The following is a 23280-nucleotide window of genomic DNA, read 5'->3' as shown; positions in this document are numbered from 1 at the left end:
CACCGTGACGACGGACGGCCCCGGGCCCGGTGTCCGGGACCGTCCGTCGTCAGCAGCCGCAGTCGCCGGACACGTCCGGCGCGGTGAGCGGGTCGGCGGTGCGCCGTTCGCTGCCCTGCCAGGTCTCGAACCCGAAGCCCTCGCGCACCCAGTACTCGAATCCGCCGAGCATCTCCTTGACCTGGTAGCCGAGTTCGGCGAGCGCGAGCGCGGCACGGGTGGCGCCGTTGCAGCCGGGGCCCCAGCAGTAGGTGACCACGGGCACGGCGGGATCGAGCAGGTGACGTGCCTGTCCGGCGATGAGCGCCGTCGGCAGGTGGACGGCGCCGGGAACGTGCCCCTGGTCCCAGGACTCGGTGGAGCGGGAGTCGAGGAGGACGAAGCCGGGGCCGTCGTCGGATGCCAGTGCCGCGGCGACGTCCGAGACGTCGGCGTGGAAGGCGAGCGAGGCGCCGAAGTAGGCGGCGGCCACGGCCGGAGCGGCGGGTGGGACGCGCAGTACGGGGTTCGGGGCGGTCGTGAGGGTGGGGTGCGTGGTCATGGGAGAGAATCTACGAGCGCCGATCGCACTGTGGAAGACGAGATCCCCGGCACACCTCTTGATCCTCCGGGGAATCCCCTGTTTCCTCTTCCCCCATGACCGCCTATTCCCCGGACGACACCGACTGGCGCATTCTCGACGTCCTACAGCGCGAGGGACGCGCGACGTTCGCCGAGCTCGCGCGGGCCGTCTCGATGTCGTCGAGCGCCGTGACCGAGCGCGTGCGCCGGCTGGAGGAGGCCGGGATCATCGGCGGCTACGCGGCGGTGGTCGATCCGGAACGCCTCGGCCTGCCCGTTCTCGCCTTCGTACGACTGCGCTATCCGAACGGCAACTACAAGCCGTTCCACGACCTCCTCGACACGACACCGGAGATCGTGGAGGCCCATCACGTCACCGGGGACGACTGCTTCGTGCTGAAGGTGACCGCCCGTTCCATGCGGCATCTGGAGGCGGTCTCGGGAAAGATCGGCGCCCTGGGATCCGTCACCACCAGCGTCGTCTACTCCTCACCGCTGCCCAGACGGGCGGTCAGTCGCTGATGCCTTCGGCCACCCGGTGCCGCACCGCCGACCCGTCCCGCTCCTTCACCACTTCGAGCTGGGCGGGGATACGGCGGCGCAGATCGCCGACGTGGCTGACGATGCCGACGCTGCGGTCCCGTTCGCGCAGCGAGTCCAGCACGTCGAGCACCTCGTCGAGGGTCTGCTCGTCGAGACTGCCGAACCCCTCGTCGATGAACAGCGTGTCCAGCCGTACGCCGCCCGCCTCGTCGGTGACCACGTCGGCGAGGCCGAGTGCCAGGGCGAGCGAGGCGAAGAACGTCTCACCGCCGGAGAGCGTGGCCGTGTCGCGTTCGCGTCCCGTCCAGGCGTCGATGACGTGCAGTCCGAGGCCGGCCCGGCGGCCTCCCGTCCGGGCATCGGAGTGGACCAGCTCGTAGCGGCCGGACGACATCCTCCGGAGCCGGGCGGTGGCAGCCGCCGCGACCTGTTCGAGACGGGCCGCGAGCACGTACGACTCCAGCCGCATCTTGCGTGCGTTGTCCGCCGAGGTCCCGGCGGTGAGACCGGCGAGCCGCGCGACCCGCTCGTGCTCCTCCCGCACGGGGCCCAGACCATGGACCTCCTCGGCCACGCGGCGGGAGAGCCTGCCGAGCTCGGCGCAGCGTTCCCGTGCCGAAGCGAGAGCCGCCGCAGCGTCCCGCAGCAGCCGCTCCGCCCTGTCGTGCGCCTGCTGCGCGGCATCCGGCGCGGCGGGAGCACGGTCCGCGGCGGCGCGGGCGCCGGTCTCGGCGAGCCGGTCGGCCACCGCGGCCGCCTCGGCCTGCCAGGCGTCGATACGGTGCTGGAGCGCACGCTGTGCCGAGTCGCCGAGGAGCGTGTCCGCGGCGGCCTGCGGCGTGTCGAATCCGGCCCGGAACGCGGCGTCGGCGAGCCGGTCGTCGGCTTCCTTGAGCCGCGCTGCCGCGCTCTCCTCCTCCCGCACGGTCACGGCCGCGTCGGCGAGGAGACCAACCCTGTTCTGCAGCAGGGCGGCGTGCTCCGCGACACTGTCCGACCCCCCGCGCGCCTGCACCAACATCTCTTCCAGGGAGGCCTGTTCCGTGTCGAGGCCCTCGCGACGGGACGTGCGGGCCGACACCCGCCGCTCGGCCTGCTGCCGGTCCTCGGCGCGCTGTGCCTGCTCCCGTTCGGCCGTCGTCAGGGCCTCGCGTGCGGTGTGCGTCCCGGCGGCGGTCCGGTGCGCCTGGGCGTGCTCCCGGGTCAGGGTGTCCACGAGGGCGGCGAGCGCGGCGACCGACGGATCGCCCGCCGCTCCCTGGGCCGCGTCCGCGTCCTCCATGGCCTCCGCGCGGGCTGCCGCATACCGTTCCCGTACGGCTCCGAGCGCGTGCTCCGCCTCGGTACGCGCGTGCTCGGCGCGCCGGTGGGCGGCCTCCGCCGCGTCCTCCGTCGCCTGGTCGACGTGTCCGTCCCCGGCACGGGCCGGCCGCGGGTGGTCGGCCGATCCGCAGACCGCGCAGGCCTCGCCCTCGACGAGTTCCCGCGCGAGTTCGGCCGCGATGTCACGCAGCCGCCGCTCGCGCACGTCGAGCCAGTGCTCACGGGTGCCCAGGGCATGCTCGCGGGCCGCACCGAGCCGCTCGTCGGCGGCCGCCGCCTCGGCCGCCAGCGCGTCCCGCCGTCGGGCCGCGTCCAGGCGTCGCCGGGCCGGGTCCAGCCGGCCGGCCAGTGACTCGGCCCGGGTCGCGGCCTCCTGCGCCTCCTCGATCCGGGCCAGCAGACCGCTTCGGGTGTCCTCCCAGCCCGCCAGCCAGCCCTCGGCCTCACGGATCAGTTCGTCGTCAGCGCGGGCCTGGCGCTCCAGCTCGGTGCGCTCAGTGTCGATCTCCGCGCTGCGCCGCTCGGCACGGCGTGCGGCGTCGAGGCCGCCGAGCTCCTCGCGCAGCCCTCGTTCCAGAGCCGCCAGTTGCTCGGCACCGGCGTCGGCCAGGGTGTCCGGCAGCCGGCTCCGGGAGCGGTCGCGGGCCGCGCTCGCCCGTCCGTAGGCCCGCTCGGCTTCGTCGCGGAGCTCCAGTGCCGGGGCGACACGGTCCGCCCTGCGGGCGCGCCTCAGCTGTTCCAGGTCCTCGTCGTGTCCGGACCGGCCCGCTTCGGATGCGGCGGCCCGGCGCCGGGTCTCGGCGTAGCGCTGCTGAAGTGCGGCCAGTTCCCGTTCGGAGTCCAGCGCGGACCTGGTGGCTGCGTGGCGGTTCTCGGCCGCGGAGAGGGCCTGGGCCGCGATGTCGAGCCGTTCCCGGGCGCTGCTGCGGGCCGTCGCGGCCCATTCGAGTACGGAGTCCGCGAGCCCCGGCTCGCCCGGCTGGAGTCGCGGCATCGGGTGTTCCGCCCCGGCGGGGCCGGCGGCCTGGGCGATCCGCTGGGCGAGGGCGAGGATCTGGTCGTCCCCGGCCCTGACCTGGTTCTCGGCGAGGCGGCGGAGGTCGGCGAGGCGCTCCTCGACCGCGGCGAACCGACGGGTGTCGAAGAGCCTGCCGAGCAGCTTGCCCCGCGCCTCGGCGTCGGCTCGCAGGAAGCGGGCGAAGTCGCCCTGCGGCAGGAGCACCACCTGGCAGAACTGTTCCCGGCTCATCCCGATGAGCTGGGTGATCTCCTCACCGATCTCCTGGTGCGAGCGGCTCTGCGCCTGCCAGCCCTGCTCGGGGTCGTACGCGCGCAGCAGGCTCTGCGCCTTCTCCGTGGTGTGGCCGCCGCCGCGCTTCTTCGGCCTGGGCTGGGCGGGGCGGCGGGTGATCTCCAGGCGGCGCCCGCCGACGGTGAGTTCGAGCCGGACCTCCGTGGGCAGGTCCGCGGGTGCGTGGTCGCTGCGCAGCGAGGTCCCGGGGCTCTGCCGGGCTCCTGGCACGGCCCCGTACAGGGCGTAGCAGACGGCGTCGAGGACCGAGGTCTTGCCGGCGCCGGTCGGCCCGTGCAGCAGGAAGAGTCCGGCTGCGGAGAGCGCGTCGAAGTTGATCTCCTGGGTGGCGCCGAACGGGCCGAAGGCGGTGATGTGGAGCCGGTGGAGCCTCATCGGTTCACCTCGCGCACGGTGTCGTCGACCCGTACGTGGTCGAAGGCGCTGCGCAGTACCGTGCGCTCCTGTTCGTCGGTGCCGTACCCGCCCCGGACGTGGGCCACAAAGTCCTCCGCGATGCTCTGATCGTCGCGTCCCCGCAGCCGCTCGGCGTAGGAGGTGTGCGGGTCGTCGGGTGCCCGGTCCGGTTCGAGGACGAGGCTGAGCGTGTGCGGGAAGCGCTCGACGAGCCGGGCCATCGGCTCGGCCGGGCGGACCGGGTCGGTGAGGGTCGCCTCGATCCAGGAGTGGGCGTGCCGGTCGAGGGCGGGGTCGTCGAGGAGGGCGTCGAGCCGGCCGCGGAGCCGGGCGAGAGGCCGGGGCACCGGGCAGTCGATCCGCTCCGCGGCGATCGCGCCCGTGGCGTCGAGGTCGATCAGCCACATCGTCTTGCGGTGGTGGACCTCCGAGAAGGAGTACGCCAGCGGGGAGCCGGAGTACCGGACGCGCTCGGCGACGGTCTGGCAGCCGTGGAGGTGGCCGAGCGCCACGTAGTCCACGCCGCCGAAGACGCCTGCGGGGACGGCCGCGACGCCGCCGACGGTGATGTCGCGTTCGCTGTCGCTGGGCTCGCCGCCCGCGACGAAGGCGTGGGCGAGGACGACGGACCGGGTGGCGTCCGGCCGCTCGGCGAGATCGGCACGCACGCGGTCCATGGCGGCGGTCAGCACGGCCTCGTGTCCGGCCCGTTCCGTCTTGAACACGTCCTTGACCAGGGCGGGTTCGAGGTACGGGAGGCCGTAGAACGCCACGTCACCGTGCGCGTCCGGGATGAGGACGGGGGTGGCGCAACGCGCGGGGTCGGTCCGCAGGTGGATACCGGCCTGCCCGATGAGCCCCGCGCCGACACCCAGGCGCCGGGCCGAGTCGTGGTTGCCGGAGATCATCACGGTGGGCACACCGGCGGCGGCGAGCCGGTGCAGTGCGTCGTCGAAGAGCTCCACGGCGAAGAGCGGCGGCACGGCCCTGTCGTACACGTCACCCGCCACGAGCACGACGTCGACCGCGTACTCGCGCACGGTGGCCACCAGGTGGTCGAGGTAGGCGGCCTGCGCCTCGCGCAGGGAGACCCGGTGCAGGGAGCGGCCCAGGTGCCAGTCCGATGTGTGCAAAATCCTCAAGAGCCGGCTCCGACCTGCATGTTTCGCTTCCTCGTCCCCCGAGCCCCGTCCGGCTGTGCACCGGCCCTGCCCACGGCGCCGGTGCCGGGGTCCGCCACGCCTGCGTGCCCCTGCCCCTGCTCCCTCACGGACCACAGTCTCCCACCCCCGGGGACCACCCCGGGGCGGCGGCCGGGAAGACGCCCGCGGACGGCCCGCCGGGGCCGGTCCGCCGCTCAGGCGTCCCCGTACGCCTCGTCGCCCAGTTCCAGTTCCGCCTCGCCCGCCGTGGCGTCGGCCAGCCAGCGGCGGAAGTCCTCGACCTCGGCGTCCGGCAGCCCGATCTCGATGCTCACGGCCTCCGCGTACCGGACCTCGCGCACGGTGCGTCCGGTGGCCCGCAACTCGTTCTCCAGCCGGCCGGCGCGCTGATGTCCGACGGTGACCGTCACGATCCGGAACCGCTGCCGGGTGAGCGTGCCGAGGGCGTCCAGGGCCTCGCCCACCGCACCGCCGTAGGCCCGGATCAGTCCGCCCGCACCGAGCTTCACGCCACCGTAGTAGCGGGTGACGACGGCGACGACGTACCGCATCTCGCGGCGCGTGAGCATCTGGAGCATGGGGACGCCGGCGGTGCCCCCCGGCTCGCCGTCGTCACTGGCCTTCTGTACGGAGGCGTCGGCGCCGATCACGTACGCGAAGCAGTTGTGCGTGGCGGTCGGGTGCTCCCTGCGGACGCGTGCGACGAAGTCCTGGGCGTCCTGCTCGGTGGCGGCGGGGGCGAGCGCGCAGATGAAGCGCGATCGGTTGATCTCGGTCTCGTGCTCGCCCGCGCGGGCGACGGTCCGGTACTGCTCCTGCATCCGGCCAGCCTATGCGCAGCCGCGGGAATGGTCCGGGGCGGCCGCCCGTTGTGCGGATCATGTACGCAGACACGGAGACGATCCGCAGGATTCTCAAGGACACGGGCGACACCTGGGCGGTGGTGGGCCTTTCCAACAACCGCTCGCGCGCGGCCTACGGGGTGGCCGAGGTGCTCCAGCGCTTCGGCAAGCGGGTGGTGCCCGTCCATCCCAAGGCGGAGCGGGTGCACGGGGAGGAGGGCTATGCCTCGCTGGCGGACATCCCCTTCCCGGTCGACGTGGTGGACGTCTTCGTCAACAGCGAGCTGGCCGGTGCGGTGGCGGACGAAGCGGTGACGATCGGCGCCTCGGCGGTCTGGTTCCAGCTCGGTGTGATCGACGAGAAGGCGTACGAGCGCACGAGGGCGGCCGGGCTCGACATGGTCATGGACCGCTGCCCCGCCATCGAGATACCCGCACTGAACGGCTGAGCGCGCCGGGGCGTTCGTATGTGCGGGGTATCACACTCCGCTTCGGGCTGGGAGGATGGCCCGCTGTGAGTACTGCCCACGCCACGCGCGTGTCCGCTGCCCCCCACACCCGGGCCCGCCTGTCCGGACAGCTCTCCGCGCTCGGCGTCGAGCGCGGCGGCGTCCTGATGGTGCACGCGTCACTGAGCGCCGTGGGGGCGGTGGGCGGGGGCGCGGCCACGGTCGCCGCCGCCCTGCGCGAGGCACTGGGCCCGGAGGGCACGCTGGTCGTCCCGTCCTTCACGCCGGAGAACTCCGACACCTCCCCGCAGTACCACGCCCGGATCCGCGGCCTCGACGAGCGTGAGCGCCGAGCCGTCCGGGCGGCGATGCCCGCGTTCGACCCGGGCACCACGCCCGCGCCGTCGATGGGCATGCTCTCCGAAACGGTGCGCCGGTCCCCCGGCGTCCTCCGCAGCGCGCACCCGCAGACCTCCTTCGCCGCCGTGGGGCCGCTGGCCGGCCATGTGGTGGCGGACCATGACCCTGCCTGCCACCTGGGCGAGGACTCCCCCCTAGCCCGCCTGCACGCACTGCGGGCCCAGATCCTGCTGCTCGGCACGGGATTCGGCCGCTGCACCGCGTTCCACCTGGCCGAGTACCGCGTACCGTCGCCGCCCCGTCGCACCTACCGCTGCGTGGTCCGGGACGGAGGCGGGCGCCGGTGGTGGCGGTACGAGGACGTGGCGCTGGACGACAGCGACTTCACGGAGCTGGGCACCGACTTCGAGCGCTCGGACCACGGTGCGGCGATCCGCAGCGGCCCGGTGGGCTCCGCCACGGGCCGCCTGTTCCGCTTCCCGGCAGCCGTTTCGTTCGCCACGGGGTGGCTGACGGCGCACAGGGGGGCGCACTCCTGACGGCGCTTCGCGCCTGCGCGGCAACCTCCTGGCCGGTGCATCTATATCCAACTTCCCTTGTGGCACTCATACTTACCGCGTATCGGCCCCGAGGGGAAGGCACCGGATGGAGCAGCTGATCCGCACGGAGGACGGCCGGGACCTGGCCGTGGAAAGCTTCGGAAATCCGCACGGCAGACCGGTGTTCCTGCTCCACGGCACCCCGGGGAGCCGGCTCGGTCCGGCCCCGCGCGGGTCCGTTCTGTACCGGCTGGGCATCCACCTCATCGCCTACGACCGTCCCGGCTACGGCGCGTCCGACCGGCTGCCCGGCCGTTCCGTGGCCCATGTCGCCGCGGACGTCGTGACCATCGCCGACGCCCTCGGCATCGGAGAGTTCGCGGTGGTGGGCCGGTCGGGCGGAGCGCCGCACGCACTCGCGTGCGCCGCGCTGCTGCGCGGCCGCGCCGCTCGCACGGCGGCGCTGGTGGGTCTGGCGCCCCGCGACGCCCAGGGGCTCGACTGGTTCGAGGGCATGACCGAGTCCAATGTCCGGGAGTACATCAACGCCGCGGCGGGGCGGGGCCGGCTGACCGCCGCGCTGGAACGCAGGTCGGCGTCGATCCGGGCGGACCCGATGGGCTCGGTCGTCGACATGCACCGCGGGCTGTCGGCGTCCGACCGCGGGATCGTCTCCGACACCGGCATCCGCGCCATGCTGGTGCGCAACTTCGCCGAGGGGCTCCGCAGTTCGGCGGACGGCTGGGTCGACGACGTCATGTCCTTCAGCAGCGACTGGGGGTTCCGGCCCGAGGACATCGCCTCGCCCGTGCTCCTGTGGCACGGCGAGGACGATGTGTTCGCGCCGGCACAGCACACCCGTTGGCTCGGCGAGCGCATTCCCGGGGCGGAGACGGTGGTGGAGCGCGGGGCCGCGCACTTCGGCGCGCTGCGCGTCCTCACCCGGGTACTCGGCTGGGTCACCAGATGACCGGGCGGCCGCGCCCACCGCAGGCGGGGCGGCCGGCCCGTACCGGCCGGCCGCCCCGCCTGAGCGGACATCAGACCGGCTGCGGTTCCAGATCACGGTTGATGCGCCGCCAGGCGCGGGCCGCCACGGCGATCGGATGGTCCATGCCCAGGTGCTCGACGGCCAGCGGCACGACTTCCGCCCGCAGCCGCTCGGCCTCCCTCTCACGGTCCATGGAGCGCAGGGTGACGGCCAGGTTGGAGCGGCAGGCCAGCACGTCGGGGTGGGTCGGCCCGTACCGGTCCAGCAGGCCTTCGAGAGCGGCCCGTTCCCAGCGCTCCGCCAGTTGCAGCCGGTTCAGGTCGCCGTAGGCGTTGGCCAGGTTGATGGCGGCGCAGAGCGTGAAGGGGTGCTGGGCGCCCAGGCTGCTCTCCAGCGCGGCCCTGACCTTTTCACCGGCCTCCGCCGCCGACTGGGCCGCGCCCATGCCCCGCAGATAGATGGCGACGTTGTTGCGGCAGGCCAGGGTGAACGGATGGTCCTCGCCCAGCGTGGCCCGGTAGCCGTCCAGGGACTGCTGGGCCAGGTCCAGAGCCGCCTGTTTGTCGCCGACCGCGGAGAAGTCCGCCGCGAGGTTCAGCCCGCACGCGAGCGCGTCGGGCACCTTGGTGCCGTACCGCTCCCGGTAGCGGTTGTACGTCTCCTCCGTGAGGAGCTTCGCCTCGTGCGGGTGGCCCGCCTTGCGCAGCGACACGGCGAGGCTCTTGGCGGTACGCAGCGCTTCGGGCACGTCCGCGTTGAGGACCCGCTCGAAGGAGGCCTTGACCTCGCGGAGGATCTGCACCGAGGACTCGTACTCCCCGGTCTCCCGCAGGTCGCGCCCCAGGTGCCCCTTGGTGGTCAGGGTGTACGGGTGGTCCTCGCCGAGCAGCGTGCTGCGGCGCTCCACGGTCAGGTCGTCGAGCCTGCGCGCCGCTTCGCTGTCGCCGGTCAGCCGGTAGTCGATGGCGAGGTTGTGAGCGGCGACGAGGGTGCGCGGGTGGTTGTCCCCGAAGGTCTCGCGCATCACGTGGTGGATCTTCTGGTCCCGTTCCAGCGCCTCGTCGAACCGGCCCAGGGCGCGCAGGTCCGCCGCCAGACTGCCCGTGGTGATCAGCAGGCTGGGATGGTCCCTGCGCAGCAGGCGGGTCTGCCGGGCGAGGGTGTCCTCGTCCATCCGGCGGGCGTCCTGGTATCTGCCCTGGGCGCGCAGGGCGTTGGCCAGCTCGAAGCGCAGGTTCAGTGTCTGCAGATCGTCCTCGCCGAGTTCCTGGGTCCAGGTCTTGTTGAGCTGGGTGCCCAGCGCCCTGGCGCCCTCCAGTTCGCCGCGCTTGAGGAGGTAGCGGATGCGGTCGACCATCAGCTGACGGGCCTCGGCCTCGTCGCAGTCGGCCACACCCGACGGCCCCAGGTGCGGCCAGATGAGTTCGAAGGCCGGCCAGCTCCGGGGGTCGTTCACCGGATTGTCCTGGTCGGCGCCCTGCGGGGGCCGGGCCTCGGCGAGGATGCGGTGCACCTCGTGGACGGCCGTGTCCCGTTCCTCCGGCGACAGCCCGGCACGGACCGCGGCCTGGACGAGCCGGTGGACCTGGATGCTGTTGTCGGCCGGTTCCACCTTGGCCAGCGCGAAGCGGTTGAGCGCCTGGATGACCCGTCCCAGCATGTACCGCTCGCGGAGATCCGAGTCGTACGGCAGGAGCGACCTGAACATCGAGTCACTGCCGATGAGCGTCATCGATATCGGTTCGGCGGAGAAGAAGGAGCACAGTTCCAGCAGCCGGACCGCGGCCTTGGACTCCTTGCGCAGCCTGGCGATGGAGATGTTCCAGGTGGCGCCGATCTGGAGGGTGTAGTCCTCGGGCCGGCCGAGGGAGAGAACCTTGGTGCTCTGCTCCCTGAGCTGCTCGACGTAGGCGTCGACGGGGGTCGCGGTCTCGGCCAGCCAGGCGGCGGCGACCTCCACCGCCAGCGGCAGGTCGCCGACGGCCTCGGCCACCCGCTCCGCGTCCCTGGCCGGCAGCTTGCGCACCCTGCGGCACAGGTGCTCCACGCTCTCCGGGCGGGTGAAGACCTCGACCTCCACCGGCTCCACGCGGCTGGAGATGGGCCTGTTGCGGCAGGTGGCGAGAATGTGACCGTAGAGGCCGGTCATCAGCGGTCCGGTCTCGTCGGGGAAGAGCTCCAGCGCCTTGTCGAGGTCCTCGACGTTGTCGAAGATGAGCAGCCAGCGTGCGTACGGCGCTCCGGCACGCAGCGCCTGGAGCGCCGCCCGGGCGGCCTCGGCGACCACCTCGCCGGCGCGCAGGCCCATCTTCTCCGCGAGTTCCGCCAGGGACGACACGACCCGGTCCGGCTGCTCGGCCTCGACCCACCACACCAGGTCGTAGTCGGCCCGGAACCGGTGCGCGTACTCCCGGGCCACCTGTGTCTTCCCGACCCCGCCGAGCCCGTAGAGGACCTGCGGGAGGTGCTGTGCGGATCGGCTGCTGCCCCGTAACTGGTCGCGCAACCGCACCAGTACGGATCCGCGGCCGGTGAACTCGGTGTGCCGGGGCCGTACGTTCCACACCCCGGGGACCGTGCCGGGGAAGCGCGGGCCCCCGGGCGGGGCCGGCATCGTGTCGAGGGCTTCGGGCCGGTCCAGCGCCGTCAGTACGGCGGCGGTGGCCTCCCGTTCGTCCAGCCGGGCGACGTCGACGATGCCCCTGCTGTTGAGCGGCATGGTCAGCCGCACGTCGCTGACCCGCACGGGGACGAGCTGGCGCCTGCTGCCCGACGGATCGAGCCCCAGCGCGGACTCCCACAGGCTCCGGGCCCGCCGCGAGTTCTGGTAGGCCTGGGAGACGACGGGGACGACCCGGAAGGCACCGGCCGCCGCCCATTCGGCGTCGTTCCACGCCTGGTGCGAGCTGCGCACGTCGACGGGCATGACGTGGAAGCCGGCGCGGGTGAGGACCGACTCCAGCCAGTCCGCCCACATCTGGTCCTCCGCCACATGGGTGAGGACGATGTTGGACGGCGGGACGGGCCTGCGACGGGTGTAGGCCGCCACGTAGGCCAGCCGCTCCGCCTCGTCCATCGCGGGCAGCGCGGTGACCCGGCCCTCGGTGAGTACCGCGGTCAGCCGTTCGCAGGAAGTGAGCATGGAACTCGATATGTTCGGGGCGTCACCGAACGTGGCGAGGATCTCCTCATAGGCGTAGAACGGCCGGTAGGGAATCTCCACCGTGCCCCAGTAGTTGGCCAGTTCGTCGTTGGAAAGGCCACTGGGGAAACCGGGGAAGCTCTCTCTGGCCAGCGCGCGTCCCGCGTCCGCCTTCTCCTTCTCCCCGTCGTCGATGCGCATGGGCACGGGCAGGATCCGGATGTGCTGGTCGTGGAACCGCTCCTCGATGTCGCGGGCCACGGCCGACGCGCCCTCGATGCTCTGGTCGCTGAGGGTGAAGCAGACCACCAGCACCTGGGGCATCTGGACGGTGCAGATATCGGCGATGTCACTCAGCCCGGTCCGGCTGTCGATCAAGGTGAAGTCATAGTGTTTCTGCATGTCGGCCCGCATGGCGTCAAAGAAGTGACCACCGCCGTAGCGTTCGTAGAAGTCGTCCCAGTCCATCCGGCCGACGGTCGAGGAATAGTCCCGGTTACGGCGCCCGGCGGACAGGAAATCGAGACTTCCGCCTCGTGGGAAGGACCAGTTCAGTGAGGTGGCGTGCGGCCTCACGCGGGCGTATTCGCGGTGCCATTCCGGATCACGTGCCGCGGGCCTGCGTGCCTCTTCCTGGTATTCGGTGATCAGGTTGATCAGCCCGGGTGTGGCGGCCAGGTCGGAAAGATCGAGGAAAGGGTGGAAGAAGCGGTGCAGACCGGGGGCTTCCAGATCCCAGTCGACGGCGAGTACGCGAAAGCCGTTCGCGGCAAGAATCCAGGCGGTATTGGCCAGCGCCATGGTGCGGCCGGTTCCGCCTTTGTAGGAGTAGAAGGTGACGACGGTACCGTCACGGTTCTCGGTCATCTGCTGGGTCCTCCCCCTCGGGGGCGTCACCGTCGCCGGGATCGCCCGTGTCGTGGTCCGTACCGGTGACGGGTGGAGCGGGATTGCTGCTTCCGTAGCCCACGCCGTTGACCAGCAGGCGCGGCAGGGTGCCGCTCGAACCCGCGGGCGGGAAGGTCTCGGCGTGGGCGGCGTAGTGGCGCTCGGCGGCCTTCACCGCTCCCGGGAGTTCCTGGCTGAAGGCCTCCAGGGTCGGGACGCCTCCGCTGTGCGACCGATGGCCGAATTCGGTCGCGGGCCCGGATTCGAGCAGCCCCTCCAGCACGGCGCGCAGGTCGGCCTCGCGATGGCCGGAGTCGGGGTCGTCCCTGTTCCACGGGACCATGACGCTGATCCAGGGCCTGCTGTTCTCGCTCAGCCGTCTCAGCAGTTCCTGCCGGCGCGGGGTGTCCAGGGCCCACCGGTCCAGCAGCAGCAGTCCCGGCCCCTGCGGCCGCTCGGTGCCGAGCAGGCGCTCGGATTCCGCCTCGAACTCACCGACCCGCACCTGGTAGTCGAGATTGCGTACGAGGTCGACGGCGTGATCGGCCAGTGGCCTGGACGACTTGGGGTGGTACGGATTCCAGTCGCGCTGGGCCGGCCCGTAGCAGTCCGGCGCACGGCCCGGAGGCAGATCGGAGCGGGAGCAGGCGAGGACGGAGATCTCCATCTGCCGCGCCCTGCCGGGCGGCCCGAAGGCGCTCGGCACCGCCGCGTAGTCCTGCTGCGGATCCCCTTCGGGCATCCGGCTCTGCTCCGCGACCTTCACTATCCGCTTGGCCAGCAGATACACGGCCCGTTCGTACTGGTCACGCAGATAGCGCAGCTTGATCAGCCCGTAGAAGCCCTCGTCGGCGTACTCCTCGCCGAAGGCGGCGTGGTTGAACTGCAGCCGCTCCGCGGGCTGCGGCAGCTGCCCGGGCTGTACGGGCACCCAGAGCGCGGGCACGATGCCGGACATCTGGCCGCCGTTGCTGCGGGCCGCCTGATAGTGCACCGCGCGGCTGGAGAAGGCGTACCACTCCCGGCCGCACTGCTCGCTCAGGAAATAGCGCGGCGAGTAGAGCGGCACGAAGACCTTGCAGTACGCCAGGGATTCGGAGAGGCGCTCCTGCCACCCCTCCCCGGGCTGCATCTGCTGATCCAGGAACCCGGCCGGCACCCCGGCGGGCAGGGACGTCAACTGCAGAACGTGGGCGCACAGGTCCCGGTAGAATCTCTCGACCCAGAGATTCGGATCTTTGTCCTTCGGATCGTTCCTGGGTGTATGCGCATAGCTGAGGAAGAAGTACGGTCTCGGCTCATCTCCCTGTGCTCCGGCAGCTTCAAGATCCAACGTCTCCCCCGGTCCACGTGTGGGACCTCAGTCTAGGAAGTATCGAATCTTCGACGGAACGGCAGGAACGCGCCTATTTATTGAGCCCGCCCCTCCGTTTTCGGTACGGGACAATCAATTGCTGCCATAACCGCCAATTCCGAAAAGGATCAAGGGCCGAGCTGTGCGGCATGCACGGGATTGCGGGCCGCCCAGTCGGCGCGGTGCCGTTCGGCGGAACTCCGCGCCCGGTCCAGGGCGTCGGCAGAGACCTCTTCCGCCTCCCACGCCCCGGCCGTATGGCCCATTCCGGCCACGAACCGCTCGCCGAGGGGCGTCAGCAGCCCCGATCCGGCCAGTACCCGCACGGCCCGCGTCGTCTGCTCCCGCCATCGGGCGAACTGCGCCTCGGCGGCGTCGGCCGCCGCGCCCTGTGCGGAGTGCCGGCGCACGCGCCAGAAGTCCGTGACGGCGATGTGGGCATACGTGCCCTGGAGCAGGCCGTCCAGGGGGCGTGGATCGGGGCGCCAGGGTGCGTAGAACAGCCGGCCGTCGTCGACGGGTTGACGCAGATCGAAGCTGTCCATGACCGCACCCAGCTTCACGTGCTGGAACTCGTGGACGATCAACAGGGCCAGCAGCTCGGGGGTTTCGGGCCGGGCCGCTCCGATCGCCCCGAACGCGTCACGGGAGGCCGCACTGACGTCGCTGCCGCCCGGCGCGTGCAGCGGTGTGACGACCCGGAGACCGGCCTGCACTCCGGGGGCGTATGCCGGGAGTTCGTCCTGGATCAGCGCCCAGGCCTGGGCCAGGTCCTGCGCCCACAGCTTGGCCTCGCCCGCGGAGAGCCGCCCGGTGACGGGCCACTGATGACGGTCGCGCAGGGGGTCGGTGTCCTCCAGCGCGACCGACCAGCCCGGAGATTCGACCACCCGCACCGGCTGCCAGTGCGCAGTGAGCCCGTCCACCCCGTCCTCACGGTCGATCCGCACATGGCGGCCCGCAGCGCGTACCGAGAACCCCTCGGCGTCCGCGGACACCTCGGCGAGTGCCGCGCCCCGGGGCAGGGCCACCGCGCCCAGGCCGGGAAGGCGGAGCATGCCTTCGCGCACGGGGACGGCGACGGTGTCACCGCGGCCGGCCCGCACCGCGGCGGCGGCCGCGATCTCGGCGAGTCCCGCGGCGGCGGACCACGGCGGCCCGCCTTCGAGCACACCCAGCGCCCAGGGGCGGGTGTACGGGTGCGCCAGCACCGCGTCCAGCGCCTCGGGGGCTCCGGTGTCGAGGTCGATGAGCAGTTCCCAGGCCTGCATCGCCGTGCGGTCGCCGCGCGGGGCGCGTTCGCCGACGGCGGCCAGCAGGTCGTGGTTGATCTCCGCCTGGGCCGCCACGAGCCGGCCCACGGTCGCGGCGCCGCCGAAGCCCGAGGCCAGCTCGTCGAGTCCGGCCGCGTCGAGCGGTTCGGGAGCACTCGCCATGGGCACCGCCGCCTCCCGGTCACGGATGTTCGTGATCAGTTGCATCAGATCGGGACAGAAGACCGAGGGGTTGAGGAAGCCGCTTCCCGTCCGGTAGCGATGTGCGTAGAGACCGCCTCCGCAGGAGCTGACCACCGGGCAGGCCCGGCACTCGTCACTGAGCTGCTCCAGCCCTTGCTGGCGGGCGAGCATGCCCGGATGTGCGAGCACGTCGTCGAGGCTGTGATCGACAAGGTTCATCCCCGTGGCGGGTGCCGAGTCGTAGGCCGTCTTGAGGCTGTCGGCCTGCTCGAACGTACCGTCCGTCTCGATGACCACGAGGTCCGCCGGTGCCAGGCCCAGCGACTCGGTGAGGCTACTCTCGCCGCGCAGCGTCCGCAGCACGGAGTCGAAGATCCGCACCGGCACCGGCCGCCCGGCCTCGGTCCATCGCCGGTGGATCACGTCGAGCCAGTCGGCGTAGGGCGTCGCGGATCCGTGCGGACGGGGCGGGGGCACGTCCCAGGTCGCGTGCGGGAGCAGGAAGTCGATGCGCGGCGGGTCGAGGGCCACGAGGGCGTCGTACACGGCGACCGGATCGTTCTCCACGTCGATGGTGCAGAGCAGTCCGGCGAAGAGTCTTCGGTAGCCCGGACGGTTGAGCAGCGACACGGCGCGCAGGACCTGGGGGTGACTGGTGCGTCCGTCCGCATAGCGGCGATGACGGTCGTTGGAGGCCCGGTCGCCGTCGAGCGACACCCCGACCTTGATGCCCAGTTCGGCGAAGAGCTCGCAGAACTCCTCGTTGAGCAGGACGCCGTTGGTGTGGATGCGCAGATCGAGTGCGCTGATCCCGTCGAGTGCGCGGGTGAGCTCCTCGGCCGCGCACCGGATCCTCTCGGGGCCCGCGAGCAGCGGTTCGCCGCCGTGCAGGACCACGTGGACCATGGGAAGACCGTGTGCCAGGGCGTGTTCGGCGATGCGATCCGCCGCCCTGGCCAGGGTCTGCTGGGTGACTGCCCGGGGCCGGCCACGCCAGCTCGTGTCCGCGTGCTCGTACACATAGCAGTGATCGCAGGCGAGATCACAGCGGCTGTGCATCTTCAGCACGAATTGGCTCAAAGAAGGGGGTGGCCGGTCCATGGCGAGTATCTGTTCGGCTACTCAGACGGACGACTGAAAGGCTGCGATCACCAACGGACTCGCCCCGGCGTCGGTCGACAGGAGTCGACTGAGCGATGCGGGCAGGGCCCCGCCGCCCTGGACAGCGGCTCGCTGAGCGAGCGGCACCCGGGGCACGGCCTGGCTGCGGGGAAGGATCCCCGGCCGGACGGCCGCCGAGACGAGAGTAGTTTTCATTTAAAGCCCTTCATGTTGAGGACGTCCACGATCGCTGCGAACCCGATATGGACAGGGATGGAAATCCCTAGCTTTCCTTATAAATAGGACAGAACATCAGAGTTGGCCACTCGGACACGCATGGGAGCGCCGCGCTCCAGGAACGCGCGTGCCCGCCTCGCGGTTTCGGCCGTGTTCACGCACACCCCCCGGATGGGCTAAGCCATGACCCGCCCGGCTCAGCCGGGGCCTGCTCGGGCATACCAGAGCCAGCCTCCCGCAGAGCGGGGGCCTGAGCCAGATGATGCGCATAGAGAGCCGACAACCGAGACACGATTCGGTCAAACCCCGAGACCGTCGACCACGACCGCCCCGGGCAGCGCCGCCAGCGCCTTGCCGGGCACGATCAGCTTGCCCCGGCGGGTGCCGCTGCCGATCAGGACCCACTCCTCGTCGACCACGGCGGGGTCGATCAACAGGGGCCATCCGTCGGGGAGTCCGACCGGGGTGATGCCGCCGTACTCCATTCCCGTCTCGCCGACCGCCGTCTCCATCGGGGCGAACGACACCTTGCGGGCGCCGAGATGCTCGCGAACGGCACCCTTCACGTCGACGCGGCAGCGGGACAGGACGAGACAGACGGCCAGGGTGACCGCGCCTCCACGCTTGCCCGCCACCACGAGGCAGTTGGCGGACCGGCTCAGCAGATCGGCCCCGTGGCGTTCGACGAACGCCGCCGTGTCGGCGATCTCCGGGTCCGTGTCGACGTGGATGATCTGCTCGGCGGGAACGCCGCCCCAGCCCTTCTCCACCGCTCGGGCGACCGGAGCCGTGAGGAGTCCGAGACGGTCGGCAGCAGGGCAGGCATCCTCGAAGGAGCCGATCGGGGCGCGCATGCGCGCAACGCTAACAGCCCCTGGCCCGTTGCCGGTTGAGTGTCTCATCTGACGGGCGGGATCGATACGGCCATCGTGATGCGGACGGGCTCGGTGCCCTCGTTGCGGTAGGCGTGCGGGTGGTGCGCCTCGAAGGTGGCGGAGGCTCCGGCGGGTACGGCGTACGGGGCCTCGTCGACCACCAGGGTGAGGGTGCCCGCGGTGACATGGAGGAGTTCCACGGTGCCTTCGGGGTGCGGGTCGGACGCGCTCGACTCGCCGGGCATCAGGTTCCAGGACCAGAGCTCCAGCGGGCCCCGGGCCTCGGTTCCGACCAGCAGGGTGGTGGAGCTTCCCGCCTCGGTGGACCACAGCCGGACGGCCTGGCTCTCGGGGACCAGACGGACGGGTGTACCCCGTTCGTAGTCGAGCAGCGTCGTGATGCTCACCCCGAGGGCGTCGGCGAGCTTGACCGTGGTGCCGACGCTCGGGTTGGTGCGGGCCTGCTCGATCTGGATGATCATTCCGCGGCTGACCCCGGCACGGGCGGCCAGCGTGTCCAGGGTGAAGCCCCGCTCGCCGCGCCAGCGCTTGAGGTTCCGGGCGAGGGACTGGGTCAGCTGGTCGAGATCCGTCACATTCCGTCCAATATTTTGGATGCCTTGGTAGCGAATACTGCACTACGGTGTGCTGTACTCACCGTTCATCGCACTGTACTGCGAGGCCCGCCCATGACCGCACTGTTCGCCCTGGCCACCAGCCTGCTGTGGGGGCTGGCCGACTTCGGTGGCGGGGTCCTGACCCGGCGCGCCCCGGCGCTCACCGTGGTGGTCGTCTCGCAGGTGATCGCCGCGGCCGTCCTCGGCGTGATCGTGATGGCGACCGGCGGCTGGAGCGAGGCCGGCCCGCAGCTCTGGTTCGCCGTCGCGGCGGGCGCGGTGGGTCCGGTGGCGATGCTGAGCTTCTACAAGGCCCTGGCACTCGGCCCGATGGGGGTGGTCTCGCCGCTCGGTTCGCTGGGGGTCGCCGTGCCCGTGAGCATCGGGCTGGTCATCGGCGAGCGTCCCGGTCTGCTGCAGTGCGCCGGGGTGGCCGTCGCCGTGGCCGGCATCGTCATGGCGGGCGGACCGCAGCTGCGGGGCGCCCCGGTGCAGCGTCAGGCGGTCCTGCTGACCCTCCTCGCGGCGTTCGGCTTCGGGGCCGTGATGGCCCTCATCGCCGAGGCGTCCACCACGGTGACCGGACTGTTCCTGGCGCTCTTCGTCCAGCGGGTCACCAATGTGACGGTGGGCGGCGCGGCGCTGTACGCCTCCGTGCGGCGCGGAGCACGCGCCCTGCCCGCCGAGGGCGGCGCCGCCGTGGTGCTCGCCGCGCTGCCGGCGCTGACCTTCGTGGGTCTCGCCGATGTCGCGGCCAACGGCACGTACTCGATCTCCGCGCAGCACGGGCCGGTGACCGTGGCAGCCGTGCTGGCCTCGCTCTACCCGGTGGTCACGGCCCTGGCCGCGCGCGGACTCCTCGGGGAGCGGCTGCGCGGGGTACAGGCGGCGGGGGCCGGGCTCGCGCTGCTGGGCACGGTGCTGCTCGCGACCGGCTGACGGCCGCGGGCGCCGGCCCGGTGGCGGGCGGGACTCAGCTCTCGTCGAGGATCTCGTCGAGCTCCGCCACGGCCAGGAGCTGTTCGGGAGTGACGCCCGCCGGGATCGGCACCGGGGCCGGCGTCCGCAGAGGCGGCTGCCACCCCTTCCCGGGGTCCCAGCTACGTACGACACGGGCGGGCGCCCCCGCCACGACCGCGTGGTCGGGCACCTCTCCGCGTACCACCGCGCCCGCGGCCACCACCACGTTCCGGCCGAGCCGCGCACCCGGAAGGATCACTGCTCCGGTGCCGATCCAGCAGCCCGGGCCGATGGTCACCGGCTCCATCCGCGGCCACTGCTTGCCGACGGGCTGCTGCGGGTCGTCATAACTGTGGTTCGTCGACGTGATGTAGACGTACGGTCCGCAGTACGTGTCCGGGCCGATCGTCACCGTGGTGTCGGCGACGACATGGCTGCCGCGCCCCAGCACGACTCCGTCGCCGAGCGTCAGCACGGTGTCGGACCCCAGATCGAGGTCGGGCATGAGCCCCGCCGTGAGGGTGACCTGCTCGCCGATGACGCAGTGGGCGCCCAGCTCGATCCACGGCTCGCCGAACACCGTGCCCTGCGGGAAGGCGAGCCGGGTGCCCTCGCCGATCCGGCGGAAGCGCAGCCCGCCGGGGTGCACCGCTGTGACCGCGCCGGTCTTCTGGACCCAGCGCCAGCAGCGGTGGACGGCCCCGGACAGGGCGCGCCGACGCCAGGCGGTCACGGAGGAGAACGTGTTTCTGTTCTTCGGCACTCGCTCACGGTAGTGGGCCGCTCCGCGGGCGATCGCCGCGCCGCCCTGTGATCTTCACCCCACCCGGCCGCGCAGCGCCCGACCCGTCGCATACCGTTTGCCGGTCGGGACCACCGGTCGGCGACGGGACTGCCGCGCCGCACGGCACGGGAGAACGAGAGGACGCGCGATGGCAGAGCAGGCGTTGATCACGGCCATGGGCGGCAAGGAGCCGGTCATCGACGCGGATGCCTTCACCGCGCCGACCTCGGTCGCGATCGGTGAGATCACGATGGCCGCGGGCTCCAGCCTCTGGTACCACGCGGTGCTGCGCGCCGACTGCGGCCCGATCGTCATCGGGGCCGGCTCCAACATCCAGGACAACTGCAGCGTCCACGTCGACCCCGGTTTCCCCGTCACGGTCGGCGAGCGGGTCTCGGTCGGGCACAACGCCGTACTGCACGGATGCACGATCGAGGACGACGTCCTGGTCGGTATGGGTGCCACCGTGCTCAACGGCGCCCACATCGGTACGGGTTCGCTGATCGCCGCCCAGGCCCTCGTCCCGCAGGGCATGCGCGTGCCCCCGGGCTCCCTGGTCGCGGGTGTGCCCGCCAAGGTCAAGCGGCAGCTGACCGAGGAGGAACTCGAAGGCATCAGGTTCAACGCGGTCGGCTACGTGGAGCTGGCCAAGGCGCACCGGCAGGCGTACGAGGGCTGAGCGTGCCCACATGCCGCCGGCCGACGGAGCGTGCCCACACGTCGCCGGCCGGCGGGCGGCGCGGACTTCGTCAGTCGGCGACCGGTACGGCCTCGGGTTCGGGTGCGGCCGCGGTGGAGTGCGCGGCCGCCTTCTTGGCCCGGTTCTTGATGATCAGCATCGAGGCGAGACCGATCAGGACGGCGATCGCCAGTCCCAGGTACGAGAACCGCTTGAGCCACTCCTCGGCGACGACACCCACGGAATAGATGACGGCCGTGGTGCCGCCCGCCCAGGCGATCCCGCCGAGCACGTTGGCGGTCAGGAACTTCCAGTACGGCATGTGCAGGACGCCCGCGAGCGGTCCCGCGAAGATGCGCAAAAGTGCGACGAAGCGGCCGAAGAAGACCGCCCACATGCCCCACTTCTGGAACGAGCGCTCCGCCAGGGCGATCTGGCTCTCGCCGAAGTGCCGGGGGAATTTCCCGCCGAGCCAGGCCAGCAACGGCCGTCCGCCCTTGCGGCCGATGGCGTATCCGATGGAGTCGCCGATCACCGCCCCGGCCGTGGCGCAGGCGCCCAGGATCCACGGGTTGATGCCGTCGTGTCCCGCGGCCAGCAGCGCCGCGCTGATCAGCACGATCTCGCCGGGCAGCGGAATGCCCAGGCTCTCCAGCCCGATGACGACGCCCACCAGGACGTAGACGCTGATCGCCGGGACGGTCTCCAGCCACTCCTGGATGTGCAACGCCGGTTCCTCCGTAGTGATGTCCTCATCGCCCGCCGGACAACTCCTCGGCGCACGGCGGAAGCCTACCGGTCGCCCCGCCGGCCCCGACAGGGAGAAGGGACCGGCCGCCTCCGGACGTCCGAGGGGCCGCCCGCTCCCTCCCGGGCGCGTGGCGGCCCCGTCCGGGCAGGTCCGGAATCAGACGATCGGCCGCAGCGTCCAGAGCACGGTCATCTCGCCGGTCACCGCATCGTCGGCGCGCTGGATCCGGACGGCCACCGGGAACTCGGGGCGCTCGCCCGCGTCCAGTTCGGCGACGACGTCGGCCACCGGGCGGCCGAGCGTGGCGGTCGCGGTGACCTCGCCCATCGCCAGCTTCCTGTAGGCGATCTCGGCGTTCACCGCGAGCGGGACGGCCCGCGTCAGCTGGTCGCCGAACGCGGCCATGACGACGGCGCCGCTCGCCGATTCCGCGAGGGTGAACATGGCTCCGGCGTGCGGTCCGCCGACGTGGTTGTGGAAGTCGGCCTGGTCCGGCATGCGGACCACCGCGCGTTCGGCGGTGGACTCCAGGAATTCGAGGTTGAGGGTCCGGACCATCGGAACCGACGCGGCGACCCTCTCGCCCGCGGTCATCTGTTCAGCGCTCATGGACCAGATGTTACTCACGAGTAGAGATGTTTGGCCATGACTCCGCGCCCGGGCGCCCGGGCGCGGGGCGCATCCTTCACCGTCCGCTCACGGGGGCGGCCGTAGCCGCCCGGGCGGCGCCCCTCTATCGTTACTCGCCATGTGGCCAGGACAGCAGCCGCCCGGGGGCGAGCAAAACCCGCAGGACCAGAACCAGAACCCGTACCAGCAGCCGGGGTACCAACAGCCGAACCCCTATCAGCAGCCGGGGCAGCAACAGCCCGGCCAGCAGCAGCCGGGGTACGGCTATCCGCAGCAGGGTCAGCCGGGGCAGCAGCCCGGGTACGGGTACCCGCAGCAGGGTCAGCCGGGGTACCAGCAGCCCAATCCGTACCAGCAGCCGACCGTCCCGCAGTACGCGGTGCCCGGTCCGCCCGGCGGGCCGCAGCCCGGCAACGACAAGAAGAAGACGACCGTCATCGCCATCGTCGCGGCGACCGCGGTCGTAGTGGCCGCGGCGGTCACCGGTGTCGTGGTGCTGGGCAAGGACGACGACAAGGACGGCAAGAACGTGGCCGACGGCAAGAAGTCGTCCGCGCCCGCCAAGCCCTCCGACGCCGCGTCCTCGCCGGTGGCGAACCCGCGCGGCGAGGAGGGCGACGCCAAGCCGCTCATCGCGGGCTGGAAGGTCGTGACCAATCCCAAGTGGGGCACGCAGTTCGACGTGCCCGGCGACTGGGAGGTCGGGTCCCCCGGCACGTTCTCGTACTTCGAGGACGACGCGAAGGGCGACGGCTCGCCGCTGATCGGCTTCTCCGCGCCGGCGGACCTCAAGAAGAAGTGGTGCGTCGACGACTTCGACAAGGACGGCACCAAGGAGAACTACAGCCTCGCCGGTACCGGCACCCGTGGAGCGGAAGGTGCCACGGACGCCGCCCTGAACGCCAGGAACGAGGCAGGCACCTGGGCCTGGGCCGCCTACGCCCAGCACATGCCGAAGAAGACCATCAAGATCAGCAAGGCCAAGCAGTACACCACCACGTCGGGCCTGACGGGCAGCCTGGTCACGGCCACCGCCCCGAACGTCACCAAGAAGAAGAAGTGTGACAGCGACGGCAAGACCTACGCCTTCACCTTCAAGAACAGCAGCGGCGCCTTCTCCTCCTGGGTGCTGTACGCCGCGGCCGGCGTCGAGGGCGAACTGCCGGACGCCACGGTGCAGAAGATCCTCAGCACGGTGCGGCTGGTGAAGATCACCGAGTCCTGACCGGGGAAAACGCATTTGGCACAAAGGGGCCGTTGCCGCGATAGTCCCTGAGTGACTGACGCAGCCGACCCCGCACCCCGCCGGGGTGGGGCGGTCCGGGC

General features: G+C 71.7%; 19 protein-coding genes. 7 read left to right on the top strand and 12 right to left on the bottom strand.

Features of this window, described 5'->3' with window-relative positions:
• Positions 1-49: 49 nt before the first annotated feature.
• The gene (locus EAO72_RS00715; RefSeq protein WP_148015212.1) at positions 50-541 is read right to left on the bottom strand and encodes a rhodanese-like domain-containing protein; all 492 of its coding nucleotides are present in this window, start codon (positions 539-541) and stop codon (positions 50-52) included.
• A 95-nt stretch (positions 542-636) separates the two neighbouring features.
• Here EAO72_RS00715 and EAO72_RS00710 point away from each other — a divergent pair, with 95 nt between their 5' ends.
• Positions 637-1083, top strand: a complete 447-nt coding sequence (locus EAO72_RS00710) for an Lrp/AsnC family transcriptional regulator (RefSeq protein ID WP_148015211.1) — start codon at positions 637-639, stop codon at positions 1081-1083.
• Here the strand turns inward: EAO72_RS00710 and EAO72_RS00705 are convergent.
• The 3 genes from EAO72_RS00705 to EAO72_RS00695 form a co-directional block, all read right to left on the bottom strand.
• Complete coding sequence (locus tag EAO72_RS00705) at positions 1073-4114, bottom strand: AAA family ATPase (RefSeq protein ID WP_148015210.1); 3042 nt, start codon at positions 4112-4114, stop codon at positions 1073-1075. The two genes, EAO72_RS00710 and EAO72_RS00705, sit on opposite strands and share 11 nt — an antisense overlap.
• Positions 4111-5277 (bottom strand): exonuclease SbcCD subunit D, encoded by a 1167-nt coding sequence (locus EAO72_RS00700; RefSeq protein WP_148015209.1) that lies wholly within the window; start codon positions 5275-5277, stop codon positions 4111-4113. Before EAO72_RS00700 ends, EAO72_RS00705 begins: the two co-directional genes overlap by 4 nt.
• 215 nt (positions 5278-5492) lie before the next feature.
• On the bottom strand, positions 5493-6119 hold the full coding sequence (locus EAO72_RS00695) for a YigZ family protein (protein WP_148015208.1): 627 nt from the start codon (positions 6117-6119) through the stop codon (positions 5493-5495).
• Between the two features lie 59 nt (positions 6120-6178).
• On the opposite strand from EAO72_RS00695, the gene EAO72_RS00690 reads away from it, so the two are divergent.
• The 3 genes from EAO72_RS00690 to EAO72_RS00680 all read left to right on the top strand — a co-directional run bounded on the left by EAO72_RS00690 (position 6179) and on the right by EAO72_RS00680 (position 8458).
• The gene (locus EAO72_RS00690; protein WP_148015207.1) at positions 6179-6589 is read left to right on the top strand and encodes a CoA-binding protein; all 411 of its coding nucleotides are present in this window, start codon (positions 6179-6181) and stop codon (positions 6587-6589) included.
• Positions 6590-6678: 89 nt separating this feature from the next.
• On the top strand, positions 6679-7488 hold the full coding sequence (locus EAO72_RS00685) for an AAC(3) family N-acetyltransferase (RefSeq protein WP_261991255.1): 810 nt from the start codon (positions 6679-6681) through the stop codon (positions 7486-7488).
• Positions 7489-7594: 106 nt separating this feature from the next.
• The gene (locus tag EAO72_RS00680; protein WP_148015206.1) at positions 7595-8458 is read left to right on the top strand and encodes an alpha/beta fold hydrolase; all 864 of its coding nucleotides are present in this window, start codon (positions 7595-7597) and stop codon (positions 8456-8458) included.
• A 70-nt stretch (positions 8459-8528) separates the two neighbouring features.
• Here EAO72_RS00680 and fxsT read toward each other — a convergent pair whose 3' ends face one another.
• The 5 genes from fxsT to EAO72_RS00655 form a co-directional block, all read right to left on the bottom strand.
• On the bottom strand, positions 8529-12488 hold the full coding sequence (gene fxsT / locus EAO72_RS00675; RefSeq protein WP_148015205.1) for an FxSxx-COOH system tetratricopeptide repeat protein: 3960 nt from the start codon (positions 12486-12488) through the stop codon (positions 8529-8531).
• Positions 12472-13842 carry a TIR-like protein FxsC gene (locus EAO72_RS00670; protein WP_148015204.1) on the bottom strand — a complete coding sequence of 457 codons (1371 nt, stop codon included), beginning with the start codon at positions 13840-13842 and terminating at the stop codon, positions 12472-12474. Before EAO72_RS00670 ends, fxsT begins: the two co-directional genes overlap by 17 nt.
• A gap of 149 nt (positions 13843-13991) precedes the next feature.
• Positions 13992-16421: an FxsB family cyclophane-forming radical SAM/SPASM peptide maturase gene (locus tag EAO72_RS00665; RefSeq protein ID WP_148015203.1), complete on the bottom strand. Its 2430-nt coding sequence runs from the start codon at positions 16419-16421 to the stop codon at positions 13992-13994.
• 536 nt (positions 16422-16957) lie between these two features.
• Positions 16958-17512 (bottom strand): YbaK/EbsC family protein, encoded by a 555-nt coding sequence (locus EAO72_RS00660; protein ID WP_148015202.1) that lies wholly within the window; start codon positions 17510-17512, stop codon positions 16958-16960.
• Positions 17513-17556: 44 nt separating this feature from the next.
• Positions 17557-18129 carry a helix-turn-helix domain-containing protein gene (locus tag EAO72_RS00655; RefSeq protein ID WP_148015201.1) on the bottom strand — a complete coding sequence of 191 codons (573 nt, stop codon included), beginning with the start codon at positions 18127-18129 and terminating at the stop codon, positions 17557-17559.
• A gap of 93 nt (positions 18130-18222) precedes the next feature.
• Here EAO72_RS00655 and EAO72_RS00650 point away from each other — a divergent pair, with 93 nt between their 5' ends.
• Entirely contained in the window at positions 18223-19089 is an 867-nt protein-coding gene (locus tag EAO72_RS00650; RefSeq protein ID WP_148015200.1) for an EamA family transporter, read from the top strand.
• A gap of 34 nt (positions 19090-19123) precedes the next feature.
• Here EAO72_RS00650 and EAO72_RS00645 read toward each other — a convergent pair whose 3' ends face one another.
• Positions 19124-19873: an acyltransferase gene (locus EAO72_RS00645; protein ID WP_148015199.1), complete on the bottom strand. Its 750-nt coding sequence runs from the start codon at positions 19871-19873 to the stop codon at positions 19124-19126.
• Between the two features lie 169 nt (positions 19874-20042).
• On the opposite strand from EAO72_RS00645, the gene EAO72_RS00640 reads away from it, so the two are divergent.
• The gene (locus EAO72_RS00640) at positions 20043-20573 is read left to right on the top strand and encodes a gamma carbonic anhydrase family protein (RefSeq protein WP_148015198.1); all 531 of its coding nucleotides are present in this window, start codon (positions 20043-20045) and stop codon (positions 20571-20573) included.
• Positions 20574-20643: 70 nt separating this feature from the next.
• Here the strand turns inward: EAO72_RS00640 and EAO72_RS00635 are convergent, their stop codons facing one another.
• Together EAO72_RS00635 and EAO72_RS00630 are read right to left on the bottom strand one after the other, a co-directional pair.
• The gene (locus EAO72_RS00635; RefSeq protein WP_148015197.1) at positions 20644-21300 is read right to left on the bottom strand and encodes a DedA family protein; all 657 of its coding nucleotides are present in this window, start codon (positions 21298-21300) and stop codon (positions 20644-20646) included.
• Between the two features lie 180 nt (positions 21301-21480).
• Positions 21481-21918, bottom strand: a complete 438-nt coding sequence (locus tag EAO72_RS00630) for a DUF4442 domain-containing protein (RefSeq protein WP_148015508.1) — start codon at positions 21916-21918, stop codon at positions 21481-21483.
• A 154-nt stretch (positions 21919-22072) separates the two neighbouring features.
• Here EAO72_RS00630 and EAO72_RS00625 point away from each other — a divergent pair, with 154 nt between their 5' ends.
• Positions 22073-23179 carry a hypothetical protein gene (locus EAO72_RS00625; RefSeq protein ID WP_148015196.1) on the top strand — a complete coding sequence of 369 codons (1107 nt, stop codon included), beginning with the start codon at positions 22073-22075 and terminating at the stop codon, positions 23177-23179.
• The last annotated feature ends 101 nt before the right edge of the window (positions 23180-23280 follow it).

This window comes from Streptomyces sp. OR43 (assembly GCF_008042275.1).
Taxonomy (GTDB): Bacteria; Actinomycetota; Actinomycetes; order Streptomycetales; family Streptomycetaceae; genus Streptomyces.
Note: the sequence above shows the minus strand (reverse complement) of the source record. Positions and strands in the feature narration are given on the sequence as shown.

Bases quoted from the DNA above. Each gene is read 5' to 3' on its own strand.
- EAO72_RS00715 (WP_148015212.1), bottom strand. From the start codon at position 541: ATGACCACGCACCCCACCCTCACGACCGCCCCGAACCCCGTACTGCGC.
- EAO72_RS00710 (WP_148015211.1), top strand. From the start codon at position 637: ATGACCGCCTATTCCCCGGACGACACCGACTGGCGCATTCTCGACGTC.
- EAO72_RS00705 (WP_148015210.1), bottom strand. From the start codon at position 4,114: ATGAGGCTCCACCGGCTCCACATCACCGCCTTCGGCCCGTTCGGCGCC.
- EAO72_RS00695 (WP_148015208.1), bottom strand. From the start codon at position 6,119: ATGCAGGAGCAGTACCGGACCGTCGCCCGCGCGGGCGAGCACGAGACC.
- EAO72_RS00690 (WP_148015207.1), top strand. From the start codon at position 6,179: ATGTACGCAGACACGGAGACGATCCGCAGGATTCTCAAGGACACGGGC.
- EAO72_RS00680 (WP_148015206.1), top strand. From the start codon at position 7,595: ATGGAGCAGCTGATCCGCACGGAGGACGGCCGGGACCTGGCCGTGGAA.
- fxsT (WP_148015205.1), bottom strand. From the start codon at position 12,488: ATGACCGAGAACCGTGACGGTACCGTCGTCACCTTCTACTCCTACAAA.
- EAO72_RS00665 (WP_148015203.1), bottom strand. From the start codon at position 16,421: ATGGACCGGCCACCCCCTTCTTTGAGCCAATTCGTGCTGAAGATGCAC.
- EAO72_RS00660 (WP_148015202.1), bottom strand. From the start codon at position 17,512: ATGCGCGCCCCGATCGGCTCCTTCGAGGATGCCTGCCCTGCTGCCGAC.
- EAO72_RS00650 (WP_148015200.1), top strand. From the start codon at position 18,223: ATGACCGCACTGTTCGCCCTGGCCACCAGCCTGCTGTGGGGGCTGGCC.
- EAO72_RS00640 (WP_148015198.1), top strand. From the start codon at position 20,043: ATGGCAGAGCAGGCGTTGATCACGGCCATGGGCGGCAAGGAGCCGGTC.
- EAO72_RS00630 (WP_148015508.1), bottom strand. From the start codon at position 21,918: ATGACCGCGGGCGAGAGGGTCGCCGCGTCGGTTCCGATGGTCCGGACC.
- EAO72_RS00625 (WP_148015196.1), top strand. From the start codon at position 22,073: ATGTGGCCAGGACAGCAGCCGCCCGGGGGCGAGCAAAACCCGCAGGAC.